The organism is uncultured Methanobrevibacter sp. (genome assembly GCF_902784195.1).
In the GTDB taxonomy this organism is placed as follows: domain Archaea; phylum Methanobacteriota; class Methanobacteria; order Methanobacteriales; family Methanobacteriaceae; genus Methanobrevibacter.
Window position 1 is genome coordinate 198,132 of record NZ_CACZTX010000002.1, and the last position, 21,108, is coordinate 219,239.

The 21,108-nt window shown below is 32.3% G+C and carries 23 protein-coding genes; 17 read left to right on the plus strand and 6 right to left on the minus strand.

The window, feature by feature from the left end:
• Positions 1–47: 47 nt before the first annotated feature.
• On the plus strand, positions 48–764 hold the full coding sequence (locus tag QZU90_RS03250) for a metal-dependent hydrolase (RefSeq protein WP_295604787.1): 717 nt from the start codon (positions 48–50) through the stop codon (positions 762–764).
• 180 nt (positions 765–944) lie between these two features.
• Here QZU90_RS03250 and rqcH read toward each other — a convergent pair whose 3' ends face one another.
• On the minus strand, positions 945–2,957 hold the full coding sequence (gene rqcH / locus QZU90_RS03255) for a ribosome rescue protein RqcH (RefSeq protein ID WP_296855529.1): 2,013 nt from the start codon (positions 2,955–2,957) through the stop codon (positions 945–947).
• Positions 2,958–3,218: 261 nt separating this feature from the next.
• Between rqcH and QZU90_RS03260 the strand changes: the two genes are divergently transcribed.
• Positions 3,219–3,491 carry a hypothetical protein gene (locus QZU90_RS03260; protein ID WP_292788054.1) on the plus strand — a complete coding sequence of 91 codons (273 nt, stop codon included), beginning with the start codon at positions 3,219–3,221 and terminating at the stop codon, positions 3,489–3,491.
• 204 nt (positions 3,492–3,695) lie between these two features.
• On the opposite strand, the gene QZU90_RS03265 is transcribed toward QZU90_RS03260, so the two are convergent.
• Both QZU90_RS03265 and QZU90_RS03270 read right to left on the minus strand, forming a co-directional pair.
• Positions 3,696–3,818: a hypothetical protein gene (locus QZU90_RS03265; protein WP_296855531.1), complete on the minus strand. Its 123-nt coding sequence runs from the start codon at positions 3,816–3,818 to the stop codon at positions 3,696–3,698.
• Between the two features lie 68 nt (positions 3,819–3,886).
• Positions 3,887–5,704 (minus strand): DUF2070 family protein, encoded by a 1,818-nt coding sequence (locus QZU90_RS03270; protein WP_296855533.1) that lies wholly within the window; start codon positions 5,702–5,704, stop codon positions 3,887–3,889.
• Between the two features lie 321 nt (positions 5,705–6,025).
• Here QZU90_RS03270 and QZU90_RS03275 point away from each other — a divergent pair, with 321 nt between their 5' ends.
• The 3 genes from QZU90_RS03275 to QZU90_RS03285 all read left to right on the plus strand — a co-directional run bounded on the left by QZU90_RS03275 (position 6,026) and on the right by QZU90_RS03285 (position 8,704).
• A complete protein-coding gene (locus QZU90_RS03275) occupies positions 6,026–6,556 on the plus strand; it encodes a FumA C-terminus/TtdB family hydratase beta subunit (protein ID WP_296855535.1) in 531 nt (176 codons plus the stop codon).
• Between the two features lie 215 nt (positions 6,557–6,771).
• Positions 6,772–7,323: a hypothetical protein gene (locus tag QZU90_RS03280; RefSeq protein ID WP_295604778.1), complete on the plus strand. Its 552-nt coding sequence runs from the start codon at positions 6,772–6,774 to the stop codon at positions 7,321–7,323.
• A gap of 220 nt (positions 7,324–7,543) precedes the next feature.
• Entirely contained in the window at positions 7,544–8,704 is a 1,161-nt protein-coding gene (locus tag QZU90_RS03285; RefSeq protein ID WP_296855537.1) for a TIGR03576 family pyridoxal phosphate-dependent enzyme, read from the plus strand.
• Between the two features lie 167 nt (positions 8,705–8,871).
• Here the strand turns inward: QZU90_RS03285 and QZU90_RS03290 are convergent, their stop codons facing one another.
• Positions 8,872–9,786, minus strand: a complete 915-nt coding sequence (locus QZU90_RS03290; RefSeq protein WP_296855539.1) for a biotin--[acetyl-CoA-carboxylase] ligase — start codon at positions 9,784–9,786, stop codon at positions 8,872–8,874.
• 102 nt (positions 9,787–9,888) lie between these two features.
• Entirely contained in the window at positions 9,889–11,385 is a 1,497-nt protein-coding gene (locus QZU90_RS03295) for an acetyl-CoA carboxylase biotin carboxylase subunit (protein WP_296855541.1), read from the minus strand.
• Positions 11,386–11,646: 261 nt separating this feature from the next.
• On the opposite strand from QZU90_RS03295, the gene QZU90_RS03300 reads away from it, so the two are divergent.
• Positions 11,647–12,342: a hypothetical protein gene (locus tag QZU90_RS03300; protein ID WP_296855543.1), complete on the plus strand. Its 696-nt coding sequence runs from the start codon at positions 11,647–11,649 to the stop codon at positions 12,340–12,342.
• 291 nt (positions 12,343–12,633) lie between these two features.
• On the opposite strand, the gene QZU90_RS03305 is transcribed toward QZU90_RS03300, so the two are convergent.
• Positions 12,634–13,266: a hypothetical protein gene (locus tag QZU90_RS03305; protein ID WP_296855544.1), complete on the minus strand. Its 633-nt coding sequence runs from the start codon at positions 13,264–13,266 to the stop codon at positions 12,634–12,636.
• A 142-nt stretch (positions 13,267–13,408) separates the two neighbouring features.
• On the opposite strand from QZU90_RS03305, the gene QZU90_RS03310 reads away from it, so the two are divergent.
• The 11 genes from QZU90_RS03310 (at position 13,409) to yciH (ending at position 21,094) form a co-directional block, all read left to right on the plus strand.
• The gene (locus tag QZU90_RS03310) at positions 13,409–14,116 is read left to right on the plus strand and encodes an METTL5 family protein (protein ID WP_296855546.1); all 708 of its coding nucleotides are present in this window, start codon (positions 13,409–13,411) and stop codon (positions 14,114–14,116) included.
• A gap of 441 nt (positions 14,117–14,557) precedes the next feature.
• The gene (locus QZU90_RS03315) at positions 14,558–15,373 is read left to right on the plus strand and encodes a putative RNA uridine N3 methyltransferase (protein WP_295604764.1); all 816 of its coding nucleotides are present in this window, start codon (positions 14,558–14,560) and stop codon (positions 15,371–15,373) included.
• Positions 15,374–16,012: 639 nt separating this feature from the next.
• The gene (rpl3p, locus tag QZU90_RS03320; RefSeq protein WP_295604762.1) at positions 16,013–17,023 is read left to right on the plus strand and encodes a 50S ribosomal protein L3; all 1,011 of its coding nucleotides are present in this window, start codon (positions 16,013–16,015) and stop codon (positions 17,021–17,023) included.
• A 14-nt stretch (positions 17,024–17,037) separates the two neighbouring features.
• Complete coding sequence (gene rpl4p, locus QZU90_RS03325) at positions 17,038–17,802, plus strand: 50S ribosomal protein L4 (RefSeq protein WP_292788489.1); 765 nt, start codon at positions 17,038–17,040, stop codon at positions 17,800–17,802.
• A 46-nt stretch (positions 17,803–17,848) separates the two neighbouring features.
• On the plus strand, positions 17,849–18,109 hold the full coding sequence (locus tag QZU90_RS03330) for a 50S ribosomal protein L23 (protein WP_295604758.1): 261 nt from the start codon (positions 17,849–17,851) through the stop codon (positions 18,107–18,109).
• 12 nt (positions 18,110–18,121) lie between these two features.
• Positions 18,122–18,847: a 50S ribosomal protein L2 gene (locus QZU90_RS03335; RefSeq protein WP_295604757.1), complete on the plus strand. Its 726-nt coding sequence runs from the start codon at positions 18,122–18,124 to the stop codon at positions 18,845–18,847.
• A gap of 17 nt (positions 18,848–18,864) precedes the next feature.
• On the plus strand, positions 18,865–19,275 hold the full coding sequence (gene rpsS / locus QZU90_RS03340; RefSeq protein ID WP_295604755.1) for a 30S ribosomal protein S19: 411 nt from the start codon (positions 18,865–18,867) through the stop codon (positions 19,273–19,275).
• A 12-nt stretch (positions 19,276–19,287) separates the two neighbouring features.
• Positions 19,288–19,755: a 50S ribosomal protein L22 gene (locus QZU90_RS03345; RefSeq protein ID WP_295604753.1), complete on the plus strand. Its 468-nt coding sequence runs from the start codon at positions 19,288–19,290 to the stop codon at positions 19,753–19,755.
• 3 nt (positions 19,756–19,758) lie between these two features.
• Positions 19,759–20,523: a 30S ribosomal protein S3 gene (locus QZU90_RS03350; RefSeq protein ID WP_295604751.1), complete on the plus strand. Its 765-nt coding sequence runs from the start codon at positions 19,759–19,761 to the stop codon at positions 20,521–20,523.
• 19 nt (positions 20,524–20,542) lie between these two features.
• Positions 20,543–20,749, plus strand: a complete 207-nt coding sequence (gene rpmC, locus QZU90_RS03355) for a 50S ribosomal protein L29 (RefSeq protein WP_012955660.1) — start codon at positions 20,543–20,545, stop codon at positions 20,747–20,749.
• Entirely contained in the window at positions 20,750–21,094 is a 345-nt protein-coding gene (gene yciH / locus QZU90_RS03360) for a stress response translation initiation inhibitor YciH (protein ID WP_012955661.1), read from the plus strand.
• The last annotated feature ends 14 nt before the right edge of the window (positions 21,095–21,108 follow it).

Here is a 21,108-nt window from a genome sequence, read left to right on the forward strand (position 1 = left end):
TTACTTTTTAACTTTTATGAAATAAGAAATTGAAAAAGGTGAAATTTATGGAAATTAGATGGTTAGGTCATTCTGCATTTGAATTAATCAGTGATGAGGGCGTAAAGATATTGGTTGATCCATTCATTAGCAATAATCCTGCTTGTCCTCTTCCTGTTGAGGAATTGGAAGCAAATATTATTTGCATAACTCATGGACATTCTGACCATTTTGGAGATGCAATGGAAATAGCTAACAATACAAATGCGACTCTTGTTGCAAACCATGAAATTTCTTTATTCCTAGGTGAACAAGGTTTTGACTGTGTCAGCATGAACACTGGTGGTTCTGTTTCCATTCAAGGAGTTAAAATCACTATGTTAGATGCAAAACACTCTTCTTCTATTGATTTCACTGAAGAAATCCGTCCTGCTGGAGACCCTGGAAGTTTCCTATTCACTTTTGAAGATGGAACAAAAGTCTTCCATGCTGGAGACACTGGATTGTTCTCTGATATGGAAAATGTCATAGGAAAAATCTATAAGCCAGATATTGCAATGGTTCCAATCGGAGATAAGTTTACCATGGGTCCATTTGAAGGGGCACTTGCAGCTATGTGGTTAGCTCCAAAGGTTGTAATTCCAATGCATTACAACACTTTCCCTGTAATAGAACAGGATCCTGCTATATTTTCCAATTTTGTAAATCAGCTTCATCCTAATGTTGAAGTTGTCATCATGAATCCATTGGAATATTACAAGCCGGATTTTGTAAAAGAAGAATAATTCAAACTTTTAAAAGTTTGAATATTTTTTGATTTATTTTTATATCTTATTTTTTTATATTTTTTTAATATTCCTATTTTTATATTTTTTTTAATATTTTTTTTATATTTTTATTTAAATATTTTTATTTTTAAGCTATTTTTAGAGTTCTATTTTATAAAAAAAGTATAGAAAATGGATTTAAACAAAATCACATTTTCCACTAGGCAATACTCTTACAACATCATCTAAACTTAATATCTCATCTTCATTAATTCTAGACAATATTTCCTTAGCTATTTTTTCCTTTTTGGTATAACCTGGTTTTATGGTTACAAATTTACTTGCATGATGTTTCATAGCATCAGTTGGACCTGCCATAATACGCTTTTCACCATCATAGTCTACCAGTCCAATTGAGATTTCAAGTTTTGCTCCCCTAATATAGTTTCTATGTCCACGAATGATAAATGCACCCTTAGGCACAAACTCTCCTGAAACCGGGGTTTTTGAAACTTGGTCTGGCTCTACCCAATAGACGTCTTGAGATGTGAAGTTTTTCGACCAAGCACTTGAAAAGGAAGCTGAAAACTCACCTAATTCTTTAAGCAAATTGTCATTTAATGAATCGGATGGAACTTTTGCTACAACTGAAGGAGCACCATGTATATCCGCATGCAAATAAATATCATTTTGTTCCAAATATTTCTTCACAACTGATTCATTGGTACCTGCATCTCTACCGCAGACCACTAAAATTCCATCACTGGATACAAACCATCTCAATTTTTCATACCACTTGAGATTCTTCTTGACTCTTTTCTGTGGAACCATGATATTTGACATTGCCTTTTCCTTTTTGGCTTCCATATCAGCAAGTTGTCTTTTGGTGTTTTCAATTGCTATCAAAGCACCTTTGATCTTTCGCTTAGCTTTTTTTGCCTTTTCATAGTATACTTCAGCATTATCTGGTATGGATTTCTTGGAGTCAAGGGCAATGCTCACATCATCTATTCTCAATGTAATGTTTCCTAATGGGTCCATGGATTCAAATATCTGCGCATCAGCCATTCCGGATTTCTTGGCATCCTTCAATGTCTTGCCTATTTCCTTCCATCCATAGTCCTTTTCCCTTGCACCTTTGATTACATTTAATATGTTATCGACTTGAACGTAATTTGTAAAGAGGAGTTCCCCTTTCCTTTGGGAATCTTCAATGGTTTTTTCAAAGTTATGCAATGTCTCTTCCTGCTTTTCAAGCCTTTTGGAAAATTTGGAAACCTTTTTGTTCCATGCAGCTTCCTGAATGCCTGTTATTTCATTTTTCACTTTGGAAGAGTAGAACTCATCGCATGCTTCATTGAAGCTTTCAAAGCTTTCAACTTCAAATCCTTCATATTGGCTTAAATTGATTGAAAGGACATCCTCTTTTGATTTGTATTTCTTGTCAGGATTTTCCATCTTCAATTTTTCTACTTCTTTTTCATTGTTTACAATCATCGGATTGAACTGCCTTTTTTCCAAAGGTTCAAAAACTGATTTCAATGCATTAAAAATGGTGCTTATCTCTTCAGCACTTAAAGATGAACATGACGCTTTCTTGCTTATTTCAGTATTTGCCATTATCTCTTCAGCATATAGGCTTCCAAGACCGTTTGTAGCGAGAACCCTCACTATCTCCTCATCTTCTCCACCAGTCACAATATCTTTAAATTCTTCGATAGTCAATGTGATTGGATTGATTCCATTTTCAATAGGGAATACATATTCCTTTTTGGAGCTAATGTCCCTATCGCTCCAATGCTTTCTCTTTAGAGGCAATATGATTTCATTGGATTCATTCAAGAGAATTATGTTTCCTTGTGAAAATAGTTCAACAATAAGGGTGTAGGTTTGCTCTTTTTTCATTTTAATTTCCACAACCCTGTCAAAATTATGTTGCTCTACGCTAACTACATTTGCTCCCTTCACTATTTTTCTAAGAAGCATTGGAAAACTTGGTGGGTTTTGAGGATTTGTTAAAGGATATTGGCTTAAATGGATTCTTTTTCCAGCTTGTATAACAAGATCCAATCTTCCTGTTCCTGCCTTATGGAATCTCATTACCACAGTATCCTTAGTAGGCTGGAATGATTTGTCCACTCTTGCTCCAACCAGCAAATCATTTAATTCCTGACATATTGTGTAAATGTCAACATTTGTCATTGATTTCATATTTTATCACTTGAATAATTATTACTAATTTAATTATTTTTTAAAATTATTTTTTAAGCACATTAAAAGATTTTTTTTAATGGATTTTTAATGATTTTTTATATTTTTTATGCAATATTTTATATATTATATCAACTTATATAATTATAGTTATAGTTTTTATATGATTTAATTATATTTAAAACTTTAAAAAACTTTTATTTAAATCAAAATAAAAAATCAAAATTATTATATTTATTTTTATTATTGGAGGAAAAATTAATGGATGTCACTGTTAAAACTGTATCAATTCATATTGTTGCAGCAATTGTTGCAGCTCTCATATCCACCGCATTCACAACTGGAATGTTGGGATTTACAAATCATGTATTTGCATTTGTAGTAGGTTTGGTAATTCTTTATTTCATAGGCCAATTTTGTGAAAAGATGTTTGGTGAAGAAGTTAAAGGGTTTTCAACTTGGTTATGGGATGGAATCCTTCCATTCGGATTCTGTTGGTTCATTTTATGGACTATCTTAACTAATTATCTATAAATAATTAGTTTCTTTTTTTATTTTTTACTATTTTTCAACATGATTTAATTCTATTTTTTTACTATTTTCCCTAATTTTCAAATTCTTGTTCTATGTAATGTCTATTTTTAAAAAGAGCTATTTTTTCTTATTTTGGGAAAAAAGTATTTAATAATCATTTAAAAAGTTTAAAAAAAGAAAAAAAGTTTTTTAAATTAAAAAACTTTAATAATATTCATCGTCATCGAATCCACCTAAATCTGGACTGTCAGAAAGGTCAGATCCGCAGTTTTCACATATTAATGCACCAATGGGATTCAAGTGTCCACATACATTGCAAGTAATCATATTTTCACCTCAATAATATAATGAGAATTGTATTGCTTATTAGTCAATACTATTCTAATAATATTTAATTATAATACAAATATCCAAATGATTACAAAGATAATCGCTACAATAAATGTCAATGGAGCAATGATCTTACTGACTGCTACGATGGAACTGATTGTGGAAATAAGTTCAGTGGAATTATTTGGACCAAATGTTTTAAGATTTAGGATTCTTTCAGTATTTGTTCCAGCTTCTACAGGCTCTAGGTCTTTAATTGCCTCATTGATTGAAAGTTTCACAAACTCTATGATTTTTTCTTTCTCTACAGTTCCAACTGGATTGTATCCTGCAGATAATGTATTTACAGTATGTGTGTCTGTGGTCATAACTTCAATCTCATCAATATCCAAGTCTTTCATAGCATTGAAAATGGTTTCCCTATATCCTAATTCCATATTGTTTGAATCGAACAGTACATAAGCAGTTCTTTGCCCATTCACTTCAACAACCATGGTTTTCAAACCGCTTTCACCAATTCCTTGATGCTTATCGAATCCTCCAAGGTCGGTATAATAACAGCCAACTTTAATGTCATGTTCCAAGTCCTTTGGATTAATTAATTTGATTGTATCGAGTAATTGGAACAATTCAGGGTTTCCTGGTAGAACCCCACCTTTTTCCTCGTTGAATGAATTGTGGCAATCAACTAGGATATTGTTTTCTGTTCCTAACAGCTTTTGGCTTTCTATCATTGCTGCAAGTCCTACAGCATATTCTATGTCATCACTTCCGGATGGAGCAAATGTAGAAAGCATAACGGTTCCATTCTTAAAGAATTGAACTCCAACATTTGCCTTTTCATGTGAATATCTTATGAATTCACTTGCCTTTGGAGAGTATTCCATATTGTCTAAAGCTTTTCTAACTGCATCTTCTATCTTAACGATTTCATCACTTGAAACCGGGTTGAAGTCATGGGTTGATGGACCATGTACAACCATAGTGAATGCATCAAAGCTATTTGCCAATATGGTAGGCATATTGGAACCTCCAATGTCTCCGAGAGGTCCTGGATGGACACAAGGGCTAATGAATAATGCTTTAATACTGCCGTCAAACCTTCTAAAGCTTGCAACACCTACAAGGGTATCAATAGCTTCTCCAGCATTATCAAACAATTGTTCAATTGTATTGGTTCCCTCATTCATATGCAAGATGAAATAACTTAGGATTTCCATTGCACCGAATCCTAAATTCTTTTTCATCGGAGACTCTACAACACTGATGAATGCGTAAATTGCAATTAGGAAGATTACACTTGCTATAATCACTTTAAAGAATGTACTGATATATCCTAATGCAAATATGTCTTCAATATTGTTTAGGAAACTTGTGATAATGAGCATTCCAATCATAAGCAATGGCTGGATAATTGCAATTAAAAATGAATTGAAGAGTTTTATTCTAGTTGTAGCTAAGATAACAAGAATATTGAATCCAAATGCAATAACACAACCGAATAAGATGGAGTTAAAGAATAGATCCATATTGAAAATAAGTCCTACTGCTGTTCCAATTATACTTACAATTCCTGCAAGGGACATTGAGACCAATGCTAAAAACATGGAGTGCTTTGCCTTAAGGTTGATTCCATTAAGGGATTCCACCCATAATTGATCTGTAGATCCGACTATGATTGCAGGCAATCCGAATACAACAAAACCGAATGCCCCTCCGTAGAAGAAGTCTTCCAATCCGTTTCCTACACTAACCGGCTGTAATAAAAATAGGAGAACTCCTGTTATAAAACTTAGTATAATTATCATTAGCACTGAACTTTTAGCATTAGGCAATGTTCTAATCCATTTAGATAATCCTGCTACATTACTCATACTGGACATTAATAATCAACCTTACTCCAATAATTAAAACAAATTAACTTTAATTTAAATTTTTTCATGATTTAAATTATTTTTTTATAATTTTTTATAGATTATTCTATTAAATAATTTTATTAGATTATTTAATTAGATTATTATTATATATCTAAAACTTATTATATTATTTAATTAGATTATTTTTATATATCTAAATAAATAAATTAAATAATATAATATATAATATATGAAATTTTTTATATAAAACTTATTCTATTTGTTTTTGAAATTTTTAAAAATAATGTTTTTATGTTTCAAAATTGATAAAATTTATTTGGTGAATTCATGATCGAATTAAAAACCCCAATTACTGATGAGGATATTAACAAATTAAAAGCTGGAGATGTTATTTCAATCTCCGGTCAAATATTGACTGCAAGAGATCAAGCTCATAAAAGAATCTTGGAAGAAGGGGCTCCAATGGATATTGAAGGAGCGGTTTTATTCCATGCGGGACCTATTATTCAAGAGAAAGATGATTCCAACGGCCCTAAATACAAAATGGTTGCTGTAGGTCCGACAACTTCCATGAGAATGAATCCATATGAAGCGGATGTTTTGGATATGGGTGCTAAGATTATCATTGGTAAAGGTGGAATGGATGATTCTGTAAGGGAAGCCCTCAAGAGAAATAATGCAGTTTATGTTGTAGCGACTGGTGGTTGTGCAGCATTGTATGTTGATAAGGTAAATGAAATAAAAGGAGTAAATTGGCTAGACCTTGGAATGCCTGAAGCCATTTGGGATTTGGATGTAGATTCATTTGGCCCATTGATTGTGGCTATGGACAGTGAAGGAAACAGTCTTTATGATTGATTCTGTTTTATTAAAAGAAATGAATTGTAGTAAATATTTATATACTAATGATTTTAAATATGATAATAATCTAAATTAATCTTAGAAATTAATCTTAGAATTATTGTAAAAAATTATGTTAAAATTATGTTAAATTTGTATTTATAAAATTTAGTATTATAAATTTAGTATTATAAAATTATTTGATTAAAAATCATGATTATTTTGGTGATATCATGGCGGATATTGCAGAAGCATCACAGAAGAAACTCAAAACCAGAATAAGTAAATTTAGAAAATGTAATAAAGATGAGCAAGAAAAAGAAAAGTTCTTTAATAAATTAGGTATTTCTTTCACTATAAACGTCCCTGATGAAGAAACTGAAAAGGAAAAGATGATTAATATTTATTCTAATCCTGATGGAAATATCACATACTCAGAATACATTTATCCTGATGAAGAAAACTTCAGTCAAGAAGGCATTTCAAATGAAGAGTTAGAATCAATCGTTGATGATTTTTCAGATTTCAAATTGAAACTTGATAATGATGGGGAAATAGATGAGGATTCTTTAGATTCCTTCTGTTCTTTCACCATAAATCTATTTAACAAAAATCCTGAGAAGAAGGACGATTTAATCACAATATACACCACTCCTGATGGAAGTGTATTGTTTGCTGAATATGTTTATACTGAAGAGGAAAACTTTAGCCAAATTGACATTACAGAAAAAGATTTAAAAGTAATTGTTGAAGCTTTCTCAGATTATAAATTGAATATGGAATAATTTGATTATTCCTAATTTTTCTTTTTTATTATTTTTATCAGATTTATTTTTCATAAATTTTTTAATTTTTTGTTTGATTTTATTTTTATATTTTAAATAATTTTTAAATAATTCTAAATAATTTTTAAAAATTTATAAATAATATTTTTAATAATATTTAAAAAGATATTTAAATTATATTTTAAATTATTATATATTTTAATCAATTTAAGGTTATACTATGATTGTAAACAATTCATTAGATGAAGTTAAGAAAAGGGAATCCTCCTTGAAGATTATTAAATCCATTATTGAAAATGAGGGAAGAGACTCATTGTATGATGTCACTGGACTTTCCGGTGGATTTATAGCAAGTGATGAGGAATTGAATCTATTGGAAACCTATGTAGGTCCAGCTATTTTTGAAGATGAGCTCCAAATTGTAGGCCACAAGCATCTTGGAGGGGAAAAGGTCTTGGCAGTTAATAGGACAAGTTCCGGAATCTTGGCAAGTATTTTGGCATTGGTTGAAGAAGGTTCTCATGTCAGTCATTTTTTAGCTGAATTTCCAGCCCATCCATCAATTCCAAGGTCATGTGCAATTGTAGGTGCAAGTTATGATGAGTTTATTGACATTGACAAGTTCACTATTCCTGAAAACACTTCACTGGTTGTTGTAACCGGTTCAACAATGGATCATAAGGTCATTGATGAAGAATTGTTTAAGAAAGTCATAGATATGGCTCATGAAAAGGACATTCCAGTGCTTGTTGATGATGCTTCAGGTGCAAGGCTTAGGACTGCTGTCTTCAATCAAGCGAAAGCAACAGAGCTTGGAGCGGATTTGGTTGTTACAAGCACTGATAAATTAATGCCAGGCCCAAGAGGCGGATTGATGGCTGGCAGAAAGGATTTAATTGATGAAATAAAGGTTAAGGCAAATCAATTTGGTCTTGAAGCCCAACCTCCATTGATTTTAGCTATGGTAAATGGTATTAGGAATTACACTGAAGAGAACTTGGTTAAAGCTATGTCTAGAAAAGAGGAATTCTTTGATTTGCTCAGTGAAAAGTATGAAATGTTTGAAAAGACACCAACTGGTGTTATGGTAAGTGAAGATTCCTTAAAAGATCAATGGGATAAACTTAATATTGAAACAGAGCTTTCAAAAAAGGATTGCTGTTTCTTATGGGCTATGGTTTTATTGAAGGACTTTGGCATAATCACAATCCCTGCAGTTGGAATGCCTGGGGCATCCGCTACAATCCGTATTGACTTGTCTACAAAGGATGTGATTGATATGGATTTAAATGAGTTATATGAAAAAGTAGATCAGTCCTTTGAGAAATTCTTGGTTTTATCTCAAGATGTTGAAAAATCAAAAGAATTGATTTTCTATTAAAATTAGTTAAAAAAAGAGTTTTTTTATTTAGATCTTTTTATTTTTTATTTTATTTTTAAAAAAAGAGGTAATAAAATGAAAAATTAATTTCATTTTATTTATTTTTATTAAAGTACTATTTTTGTTTTATTCCAATTAAAATAAATTTGAAATAATGATTTTTAATTTTATTCAACGGTTCTAAGTTCACCAGAGATGATTTTCTCTAAGGTGCCGTCTTGTCTTTCAATGATTAAGCTACCTTCGTTGTTGATTCCAACAACATAACCTTGGGTAATCTTTCCACCGGTTTGGGTAATGTTTACGTATTTTCCAATGGTATCTGCAAGATCTCTCCAATCTTTAAGAATGGTTTCAATCTCACCATCTTTATATAATTCGTAAACCTTTTCAAATTCATTTAGGAAAATTGCAATAAGCTCGTTCTCATTGACTTTAGCAGGCAATTCTTCAGTTAAAGTGGTTGTGCCTATTCTAATGTCTTCAGAGAAGTCCTCTAATTTGAGGTTGCTGTCAATTCCAATACCCACTACAATCCAGTCGATTTCATTGAAAGTTGCATTGACTTCAGTGAGAACTCCGGATATTTTCTTGCCGTGAATCAAGACGTCATTAGGCCATTTGATTCTAGCGTCAACACCTAAAGATCTGATGGATTTAGCTATTGCCACACCTGTTGCCAATGTGATTAAACCAATTCTTGCAGGAGGAACTTGAGGTCTTAAGATTAGAGACATCCATATTCCACCTTCTGGAGCTTCCCATTTCTTGCCTAATCTTCCTCTTGCATTTGTTTGAATTTCAGAAATCAATACAGTGCCTTCTTTAGCATCATGATTAGCTAAAAACTTAGCTATTGAATTAGTGGAGAACACTTTTCTGAAACAAAGGATTTCATTACCTATTTTTTCAGTTTCAAGAGTTTCGCAAATTTTATCTTTTGTAATGTGTTCAGTTTTTCCGAATCCTAATTCCTTGATGGATTCTTCAATAGCTTCATCATTTATTAAGTCTAAACGTTTAGCTTCTTCTTCTGAAATTACATTTTGGCTTAGTAAAAGCTTTATCATTTCTTTTTTCATAATAATCACTTAGATATGAGTTAAATTATAAGTTTAGTTTATGAGTTTAGTTTTTTATTTTTAAATTTTATTTTATTAAAATTTATTTTATTTTTCGCTGTTTTATTTCTGTTTTTTAAGTTGTTTCGCTTGAGCAGCATTGAAGTAAGTTCCCACTGCACCAGATATTGCAGCTATTTTCTTTCCAGGCATAAATGTGGATTTCATACGGTTTACCCTTTCCAAATCTTCTGCAATAACTTTTTCCATTTCAGCGTCAATCCATTTCTTATGCTCATCTACAAAGTGAGTGTGCAAGTCACCTTCAAGGAAGGATTCATTTCTGAGAATTGCCTTATGGAATGGAATGGTTGTTTTTACACCTAAGATAATGTATTCGCTTAATGCTCTTTTCATTCTATTGACTGCATCATTTCTTGTACGGCCGCTTGTGACCAATTTGGAAATCATTGAGTCGTAGAAAGTTGGAATGGTATAATTCATGTACACTCCACTGTCTAAACGTACACCCGGTCCACCAGGGGATCTGTAACCTGTAATCTTACCAGGGTTTGGTGCAAAGTCAGCAAGTGGGTTTTCTGCATTGATACGACATTCAATAGCATGTCCACTTATCTGAATGTCATTTTGCTCGTATTCCAATTCTTCACCGCAAGCGATTTTAATTTGCTCTTTGATTAGATCAGTATTAGTTACAATTTCAGTGATTGGGTGTTCCACTTGAATACGTGTGTTCATTTCAAGGAAGTAGTATTCTCCATTTTCATACAAGAATTCTACAGTCCCTGCGCTGTTGTATCCAATGGATTCAGCAGCTTTAACTGCACTTTCCCCCATTCTTTCTCTCAATTCTTCAGTCATGATTGGGGAAGGAGCCTCTTCCAATAGTTTTTGATGTCTTCTTTGGATGGAACATTCCCTGTCTCCTACATGGATGGTGTTTCCATGCTCATCAGCTAAAACCTGGAATTCAATGTGTCTTGGTTTTTCAAGGTATTTTTCAATGAATACTGTTGCATCTCCAAAGTTTTTCAAAGCTACTGATTGGGTTGCTTCAAGTGCACGTACAAGTTCATCCTCTTCATAAACTGCACGCATACCGATTCCCCCACCACCAGCTGATGCCTTGATGATTACAGGGTATCCGATTGCTTCAGCAATTTCCTTTGCTTCCTCAACATCAGTGATTCCATCAGGAGTACCTTCAATTACAGGAACGCCCGCATCTTTCATTAATTGTTTGGAAGTGATCTTGTCTCCCATTTTTTCAATATGCTCTCCTTTAGGACCAATAAGTTTGATTCCATTCTTTTCACATTGTCTTCCAAGTTCCGGATTTTCCGCTAGGAATCCGTATCCTGGGTGAATTGCATCTGCTCCAGTTTCAATTGCAGCATTAATGATCTTTTCAATGTTTAAATAAGACTGGCTTGGAGAAGGGTTTCCTAAAGGAACGCTTTCATCTGCGTAATTAGTATAAAGAGAAGTTTTATCAGCATCTGAGTATACTGCTACACTTTTCATGTCCAATTCACGGCATGCTCTCATAACACGTATAGCAATTTCTCCTCTATTTGCAATAAGTACTTTTTCAAACATGTTATACCTCTTTTTTTTAATTTAAATTATCTTAAATTTATGATAAAAAATATATGAGTATTATTTATCAATCATTATATTATTATATATGAATAATATTAATATTAAATTTTATCATTATTTTTAAATGTTTTTTGAATCTATAAAAATTATTTATTTTGTATTTTTTATTACTCTCTTAAACAAAATTTTTGAGTAATGAAAAATTGTTTATATGAATAATTCAAAAATATAAATATAAACATATTTTAAGGGGTTAATATGGATAAAACAGAACAAACTATTTTTGATGAAGAATTACGGGAAAAAGAAATTAAAAGATTAACATCTCCTTTAATTTATAAAGAAAGTAGATTATCTAGAAAAGTTTATGATATTGAAGGAAATGAAATTCCTGTGAGCCAAAGATATGACGGTGAGTATATTCTAGAACCTAAACAAGGCATTTTAACTGATGATGAAATTTTGAAATATGCTTACAAATCTAAAGTTGCTGCTGAAATTAGATTAAAAAGAGGAAAAAATGATTTTAACGATAAAAAATTTCTCTATTCTAATGAAATATTTATGTATTGGTTTGGGGTAATTTTATTTGCAGGACCTCTTTTAATTGCATGGGGATTTATTTTCCATTACATATTTATAATAATTTGTATAATTCTTGTAGCTATTTTAATTTTTTACACTGCATATGTTTTTGTCTTAAAAGATTACACTTCAGAAGAATATAAAACTAAACTTCCAATTAGTAATGAAGATTTAAAACCGAAAGTTAGTATTGAAAAAGAAGAGGAAATAGAATTAACTCCAATAACAAATAGTCCAACACTTAAAAGATACGAAAGTCAAGTGAATGATCTAAAGCAATTATATGAGGTTAAAGAAAAAGTAGCTATTGACATGATTGAAAAGCGCTTTTCACCAATCTATTTTATGAACAAGCAGAATCCACATTAAACATCATCAACTTCTCAACAGATAATTCTCCAAAAGTGGAATATGAAATAAAAAATAGAATAGATGTCTTAAAATTGATTATTGAAAAAGTAGATGAATTAACTAATGAATTAGTACTCAATATGAGTTCTTTAGATAGTGATTCTGATGAAATAAGATATCTGGTTGAAGATATGGAAAAACTTATAAAATCAGTTAAAGACTATAAGTAAATGAATAGTTAAAAAAGAAGAGAATAGTCATAAATTTATGACTATATAAATATTTTCAAAAATTTTTTAGTGTATATATTTAGTAATTATTGCTATAATATCCGAATAAATACCAATACATATTGTCATTTTGTGCTTGTCGTTCAAGATTTTTCTGATTTTCAAATTGCTGAAGATCATTTGAAACCCATTCGATGTCATCTAAATATTTAGCATATCTCATTTGTAACTTATAGAATTCTGCATAAAATTCTTGAGAAGTCAGATTTTGTTTGGGGCTTGTTCTAATAATTTCTTTTACATTTTCATTTAGTTCATCTCCCTCTTGGGAAATGTAATATGTGGAATTTCCACACATAAAATAAATATCTAATGAATATTTGCCTTCAAAACAACTTAAAAACATAAGTACGTCATGACTTTCAATCTTATCCATTTTGACATCCTCTAAATATTTTGATGTGTAATCTTCTCCAAACCTATATAATAAATGATAGTCTGTTTTATAAGAGCGGATATATAATTTTGAATTTTTATCATAATAACTATCATTATCTAACTCGCCCCCTTCATATTCAGGAGGTATTTTAAAATTTTCTCCTTCAATAGATACTATTTTCCATTTTGAACTATCAACTGCACTAACATTAGTCAATCCAACGAATAAAATTAGAATAATAAAAATTGCAAATAATAAATGAATTCTTTTCATAAAATTAGTTTATATCTAATATATTATAACTCTTTTCAAATTATAATTTTCATTGCAGATATAAAAATAACATTTTTTTGGTAATCTATAAAAAATAATAAAATTATAATATATATTATATATTTTTTATTCTTGTGATTTTATGAAAATTTCAAAAAAGAAACATCTTGAAATGATTTTGGAAAAAGTTCCGAATCATCCAAATCCAAAAGTTGGACTTGAACAGTATTCCACTCCTGCAACAATAGCTGCAGATTTAGTGTGGAATGCATATGGTTTAGGTGACATATACAACATGAGTGTTTTGGATCTTGGAAGTGGAACTGGAATCTTTGCAATTGCATCTTCACTTATGGGTGCAAGCTGTTCATTAGGTGTTGACATTGACGGCGAATCAATAGCTTTAGCAAAAATCACTCAAAATAGCATATCTGAACAATATGATGTAGATGTCAGTAATACAAATTTCATAGTTGGAGACATTAATTCATTTAATTCAATAAGTGATTTATTAAATGAAAGCAATCTTAGCAAAATTGATAATGGTGAAAGTTTATTAAATAGATTTGACACTTTGATTCAAAACCCACCTTTTGGATCTCAAGAGAAGGGAAAAAGGCATGCTGATAGAAAATTTATGGAATTTGCAGTTGGCAGTGCTGATGTCATTTACTCATTTCATATGAAAAATACTGAAGAGTTTGTAATTGACTACTATAGGGATCTTGGTGCAGAAGTCACTCACAAATTGGTTTACAAATTTCCAATTCCAAAGATTTATGATTTTCATAATGAAGAATCTCGTGAAGTAAAAGTTATTGTATTGAGAGTTGAGAATTTTGAATCTTAAGACAATAAAAATAATCCATAAATTTGAAATAATAAAATAATTATATAATTATAATGTATATGATTTTAATTAATTTCCAAAAATACTTTTTTTAGCAAAACCTTTATATACTATAAATAACTTAAATATTACTAATCTATATGTCTACATTATGTAATTTATAAGAAATTTTTAAATTTTTTATTTAATTTTCATGATTTATTGGTATTAAACATCTGTCTAATGTTAAATATCAGTGTAAAGAATCAATTTTCATAGGTTTTTTGATGGTTTAGCTTGGGCTATGTTTTGTAGCTATTTAAATCGTGTTAATCATGAATATTTATTTTTTCTTATTTTTACGGATTTTAGATTTAATCGGTATTTTAGCTCTTTTTGACTAAATGCTTTATTAAATGTTCAATCATGTTGCATATGGATTAAAAATTAAAATTTGATAATATGCAAAACAATAAAGTATCAGTCTTTATACCGAATTCATTCTTGGCAGAAACTAAAGACTTGAAATTAAAAACATCAAAAGTGGGTTTAATTGGTAGGGCTTTAGCTTTGTTTGAAGTTGATGAAGTCGTTGTTTATAAAGATCTTTCAATTCCAGACAGTGAACAGACAGAGGATGGAGATTTCATAGCTGAAATTCTCAATTATATGGATACTCCACAATACCTTAGAAAAAAGGCAATTCCTATAAAGCCTGAATTAAGGCATGTTGGTATTTTGCCTCCTTTAAGAGTGCCTCATCATCCTGTAGGTCAGCCTGAATTAGGCGATTACAGACAAGGATACACTGTAAAAAGGAACAAGAAGGGTACCTTTGTAGATATAGGTATGGATAAGTTGGCGTTTTGCAAAGAGCAACTTACTGTGAATAAAATATTTTCATTTAAAATCACTAAGTTTGCTAAAGAGGTAATAGTCACACCTGATGAACCAGATGACATTTACTGGGGATTTAAGACATTATCTACTAATAAAGGTCTTAAAAATAGCTTAAAATTAGTTAATCCCGACTTTGTGGTGGAAACTACAAAGTATGCAGATACAATCGATACTATTTTTGACGAATTGAAATCTAAAGTAGAAAGTTCAAATCATATAGCTATCGTGTTCGGAGGACCATATTCTTCTATTTCAGAAAATGTGGAAAGTTCCAAGTGGGAAACTATAAAGTTAAATACAATTCCAAATCAAGGAACCGAGACCGTAAGAACCGAAGAAGCTGTAATTTCAACTTTAGCTATTTTCAACATACTTTAAGTTAATAGTTCATTATTAACTTCCGCATTTACGTAGCGTTAATACGTAATATTATAAATACATTAAAAAAACATATAGATCGAAGCTTTAGCTATTGTCAGCTTTAGCTTTCAAGGATTTGCTTTATAATTAGACACTATAAAGTTTGCTCCGCAATGGAGATATTCCATAAAGACATGGGATAAGTTATGAAGTCTAGACAACTTTATAATAAATCTTTGAGAAGTACATAAACAAGTTTGAGCTTGTTTTTCACGTTTATCTAGCTTTATTTAGCTTATATGCTGTTTAATTTTTGCCTCTACAGTCTTAATCTAGATATTTTTATTTAAAGGTAGACTGTATGCCCTATCTAGATATGATTTAGGAGACTGTATGCTAAATTATTAACTATAAACTGAATAATCAAGTTTAAACAGTGTAGAATTTTAGCGATTTGACTAAAAGAGCAAATATGGCTATTTATTCTGAGATTTATTGATTAAGAATTTAATTAAGATTAGACAACTTAAAGCGATGATTGGATCAATGAATCAAAATTTGTAAAAAATCTATTTTAATAGATTAATAGAAATTAAAATATTTTAATAGATTAGACTGATTAATTATAGGAAAAAATTATAGAAACGGAGGAAAAGAATGGTAAGACATCACCAACCAAGAAAAGGTTCTGTGGCATTTAGCCCTCGTAAAAGAGTAGCTAAAGAAACTCCAAGAATCAAAGCTTGGCCAAGTAATGAAGAACCAAAACTTTTAGGTCTTGCAGGTTACAAAGCAGGTATGACTCATGCTATGGTTGTAGACAATGATAAGAACTCTCCATCTCACGGCATGACTGTTTTCACTCCTGTAACTGTTTTGGAAGTACCACCCCTTGTAATTATGGGGATAAGATCATACGAAAAAACTGCTCATGGACTTAAAGCTATCACCGAAGTTATTGCAGATAATTTGGATGAAGAGCTCTCTAGGAAAATTACCCTTCCTAAAGACTATGATAAATCTGAAGCTATTGCAAAAATACAAGACGCTTTAGACAAAACTGAAGATGTTAGAGTTTTAGTACACACTAACCCTAAGATGGCTAGCGTACCTAAGAAAAAACCTGAAATCTTTGAATGTGCATTAGGTGGAAATTCCGCTGAAGAAAAATTAAACTATGCACTTAACTTATTAGGCGAAGAAGTCAGAGCAAGCGATATCTTTAATGAAGGACAATATGTAGACGCTATTGCAACCACCAAAGGAAAAGGAGTCCAAGGGGTTGTAAAGAGATGGAATATTAGAATTCAATACGGTAAAGCTATGAGAAGTGGAAAAGGAAGACACGTAGGTTCCATTGGTCCTTGGTCTCCTGAAAGAACTATGTGGACTGTTGCACAAGCAGGTCAAATGGGATACCACAAAAGAACTGAATTTAACAAGAAAGTCTTAAAAATCGGAGATGTATCCGAAGTGGATGCAGTCAACCCTGATGGTGGATTTATTAGATACGGTTTAGTTAAAAACGACTATGTATTAGTTAAAGGTTCAGTCCCTGGCCCTACTAAAAGATTAGTAATTCTTAGACAAGCTATCAGACCTAAGAAAGCTGATGAAGCAGCTCCTCAAATTGAATTTATTAGTACTGCTTCCAAGCAAGGTGTATAAGAGGGGAGAGTCAAATGAAAGTTAATGTTTATTCAATTCAAGGGGAAGTAAAAGAGGAAATCGAACTTCCTGCTATTTTTAGTGAAGAATACAGACCTGACCTTATTAAAAGAGCAGTTCTTTCTGCTCAATCTGCTAGAATCCAACCTTGGGGTAATGACCCTATGGCAGGTAAGAGAACTTCTGCAGAATCCTGGGGATCCGGTAGAGGTGCAGCTATGGTACCTAGAATCAAAAGCGGTGCTAGAGCAGCATTCGTTCCACAAGCTAAAGGTGGAAGAAAAGCTCACCCTGTAAGAGCTGAAAAGAATCATCACGAAAAAGTAAACAATAAGGAAAGAAGATTTGCAATCAGATCTGCTGTTGCAGCTACTACCAATGAAGAGTTAGTCGCTGGCAGAGGTCACAAAATTGAAAATCTTGAACAAGTTCCTATTATTGTTGAAGATGATTTGGAAACTGTTAAGACTGCTAGTGAAACTCGTGAAATCTTCAAAGCATTAGGAGTTTACGATGATATCATTAAAGCTAAAAACAGTAAACATATAAGAGCAGGTAGAGGAAAAACAAGAGGACGTAAATACAAATCCAGCAAAGGGCCTTTAGTGGTTGTAGCTGAAGACAAAGGCATTGGCTTAGGTGCAAGAAACCACGCTGGTGTCGAAGTTGTCACCGCAGAAAACTTAAATGCTGAATTATTAGCACCTGGTACTCATGCTGGTAGGTTAACTGTTTATACTAAGTCCGCTGTTGAAAAATTAGGAGGATTATTCCAATAAATTCGTTTTAGAATTTATTAGGTATAGTTTAAGAAGGTGGATATTTATGGATCCTTATAAAATTATTGTTAAACCTCATGTGACTGAGAAAACTATGAATTTAATTGATCAAAACAACGAACTTGCTTTTGTTGTTAGAAGAACATCTACAAAAGCCCAAATCAAAAAGGCTTTTGAACAGCTATATGACCAAGAAGTAGCAAGAGTCAACACTCACATTACTCCAAAAGGTATTAAATTAGCTTATGTCAAACTCACTGAAGAAGGCGAAGCTGAAGATGTAGCTGTTAAAATGGGAGTATTCTAAGGAGGACTGATTATGGGAAAACGATTAATACACCAACGTAGAGGAAGAGGAACTCCTGCTCATCGTGTTGCTTCTCACAGATTCAAAGATAAAATCCAATACAGAGCATACGATGATTTAGAAAAAGAAGGTAGTTTAAAAGGTAAAGTTGTAGAAATCATTCACGACCCTGCAAGAACTGCTCCTATTGCTTTAGTTAAATTCGAAAATGGTGAAAAAAGACATATTTTAGCTCCTGAAACCATTCAAGTTGATGATGATATCGAATGCGGTATTTCAGCACCAATCAGTTTCGGTAACACTTTACCATTAGCTGAAATCCCTGAAGGTACTCCAATTTACAATATTGAAAACACTCCAGGAGACGGAGGTCGTTTTGTAAGATCTTCTGGAACTTATGCTTCTTTAATTACCCATGATGCAACTCAAGCTGTTGTAGAATTACCATCTGGTGAATTAAAATCTTTCCATCCTCAATGCCGTGCAAGTATCGGTGTTGTAGCTGGTGGAGGAAGAAAAGAAAAACCTTTCTTAAAAGCAGGTGTCAGATGGCATGCTTATAAAGCTAAAGGTAAGAAGTTTATGACTGTTAGAGGAGTAGCAATGAACGCTGTTGACCACCCTCACGGAGGAGGTAACAGACAACACCCAGGTCGTCCAACTACTATTTCAAGACACGCACCACCTGGAAGAAAAGTTGGTTCAATTGCAGCTAAACGTACTGGAAAAAGAAGATAATTTAAGGAGATGTGTCATTGGCTAGAAAAATATTTAAATACAGAGGATATACTATTGAAGAATTAAAAGAAATGTCCTTGGAAGAATTTATTGAACTTTTACCAGCAAGACAAAGAAGATCCTTAAAAAGAGGATTCTTACCAAGACAACAGTCTGTGTTGGATAAAATGAGAAAATTACAAAAACAAGATAAGAAAGGTGGAAAACCTGTAGTAGTTAGAACCCACTGTAGAGATATGATTGTTATTCCTGAAATGGTAGGAACCACTTTCGGTATCTACAATGGTAGAGACTTTGTTGAAGTAACTTTCACCCCTGAAATGTTAGGATGCTTCTTTGGTGAATTTGCACCAACTAGAGCTAGAGTTCAACATGGTGACCCAGGTATGGGAGCTACTAGATCATCTATGTTTGTACCACTTAAATAAGGAGATTAAAACATGGCTAAAAATAAATACGCTTATAACAATAAAGATGCTGATGAATCCAAAACAGCACGTGCTATGGCAAGATCCCTTAAAGTTTCCCCTAAACATTGTGTGGAAATTTGTAGTGCAATTAGAGGCATGGATGTTGCTAAAGCAAAAGCATACTTAAATGATGTAATTGAAATGAAAAAAGCTGTTCCTTTCAAAAGACACAACAGAGATGTTGGTCACAGAAAAGGTATGAAAGGTTGGGCTGCTGGAAGATACCCTGTAAAAGCTTCTAAAGCAATTTTAAATGTTATTGAAAATGCAGAAGCAAATGCAGAATACAAAGGTATGGATGTAGAAAACCTTAAGATTGAACATATCTCTTCCCACAGAGGTATGGTCATTAGAGGAGCTAGACCAAGAGCATTTGGTAGAGTAACTCCATTCAACACTCCAACTACCCATATTCAAATAGTTTTAGTGGAGGCTTAAATAATGATAGAAAAAGATTTCGTTACAGAAGGTCTCAGAAGAACCAAAATTGATGAATATTTAGAAAAAGAACTCGAAAGAGCAGGTTACGGAGGAATGGAAATCCAAGTTACTCCTTTAGGAACTATGGTTATCGTTTATGCTGAAAGACCTGGTATGGTAATTGGTAGAGGTGGAAAAACCGTAAGAGCTATTACCCAAAGTCTTAAAACCAAATTTGACTTGGACAACCCACAAGTGGAAGTTAAAGAAGTTGATGTTCCTGAATTAAATGCTAGAATCATGGCTTCTAAAATAGCAAATATGCTCCAAAGAGGTATGCACTTCAGAAGAGTAGCATATTCCACTATCCGCAGAATCATGGGTGCTGGAGCTCAAGGTGTAGAAGTAACTATATCCGGTAAGATTAGAGGTTCCAGATCTGCTGTAGCTAAATTCACTGAAGGTTACATTAAGAAATGTGGTGAACCTGCAACTAGATTTGTAGAAGAAGGTTTTGCTACCGCACCTTTAAAACCTGGTGTTTTAGGTATTGTTGTTAGAATCATGCCTCCTGAAGCAGTTTTGCCTGATAAAGTTGATATTCTTGCTCCTATTGCAGAACCTGTAGAAGAAATTGTTGAAGAAGAAGTGGCTGAAGAGGAAGTTGAAGAAGTAGTCGAAGCTGAAGAAGACCTTGAAAACTTAGAAGAAATTGAAGAAGTAGTCGAAGCTGAAGAAGACCTCGAAGAACTTGAAGCAGCTACCGAAGATTCCGAAGAGGAATAATCTTTAAGGAGTTGAGAAAATGGCAATTTTAAGAAGTAAAGAAATTTGGGAAATGGAAATTGAGGACATCGAAGAAAAATTGGTGGAACTCAAAGCAGAACTCGCTAAAAACGTTTCCAAAAGTGCTGCTGCAGGTGTTAATGAAAACCCTGGTAAAATTAGAGAACTCAAAAGGACTATTGCTCGTGTTCTTACAATTATGAACCAAAAACAGAAGGAGAATTAAATGTCAAAAATCTGTGATGTATGTGGTCTTCCTGAAGAACTTTGTGTTTGTGAGGAAATTGCAAGAGAAGTTCAATCTGTAAAAGTGTTTACAGTCAGAAGAAGATTTGGAAAACTTATGACTATTGTCGAAGGTATAGATGAACATGATATAGATATTAAGGAACTTACTAAAACTCTTAAAGCTAAATGCGCTTGTGGAGGGACTGCTAAAAAAGGTCAAATTGAACTCCAAGGAGATCATAAGGCAAGAGTTAAAGAGGTTTTATCTGAAATGGGATTCTCTTCCGATACTATTGAAATCAGAGATTCTGATAAGAAATACAATAAGAGAAGAAGACATTAATGTCATAAATCATA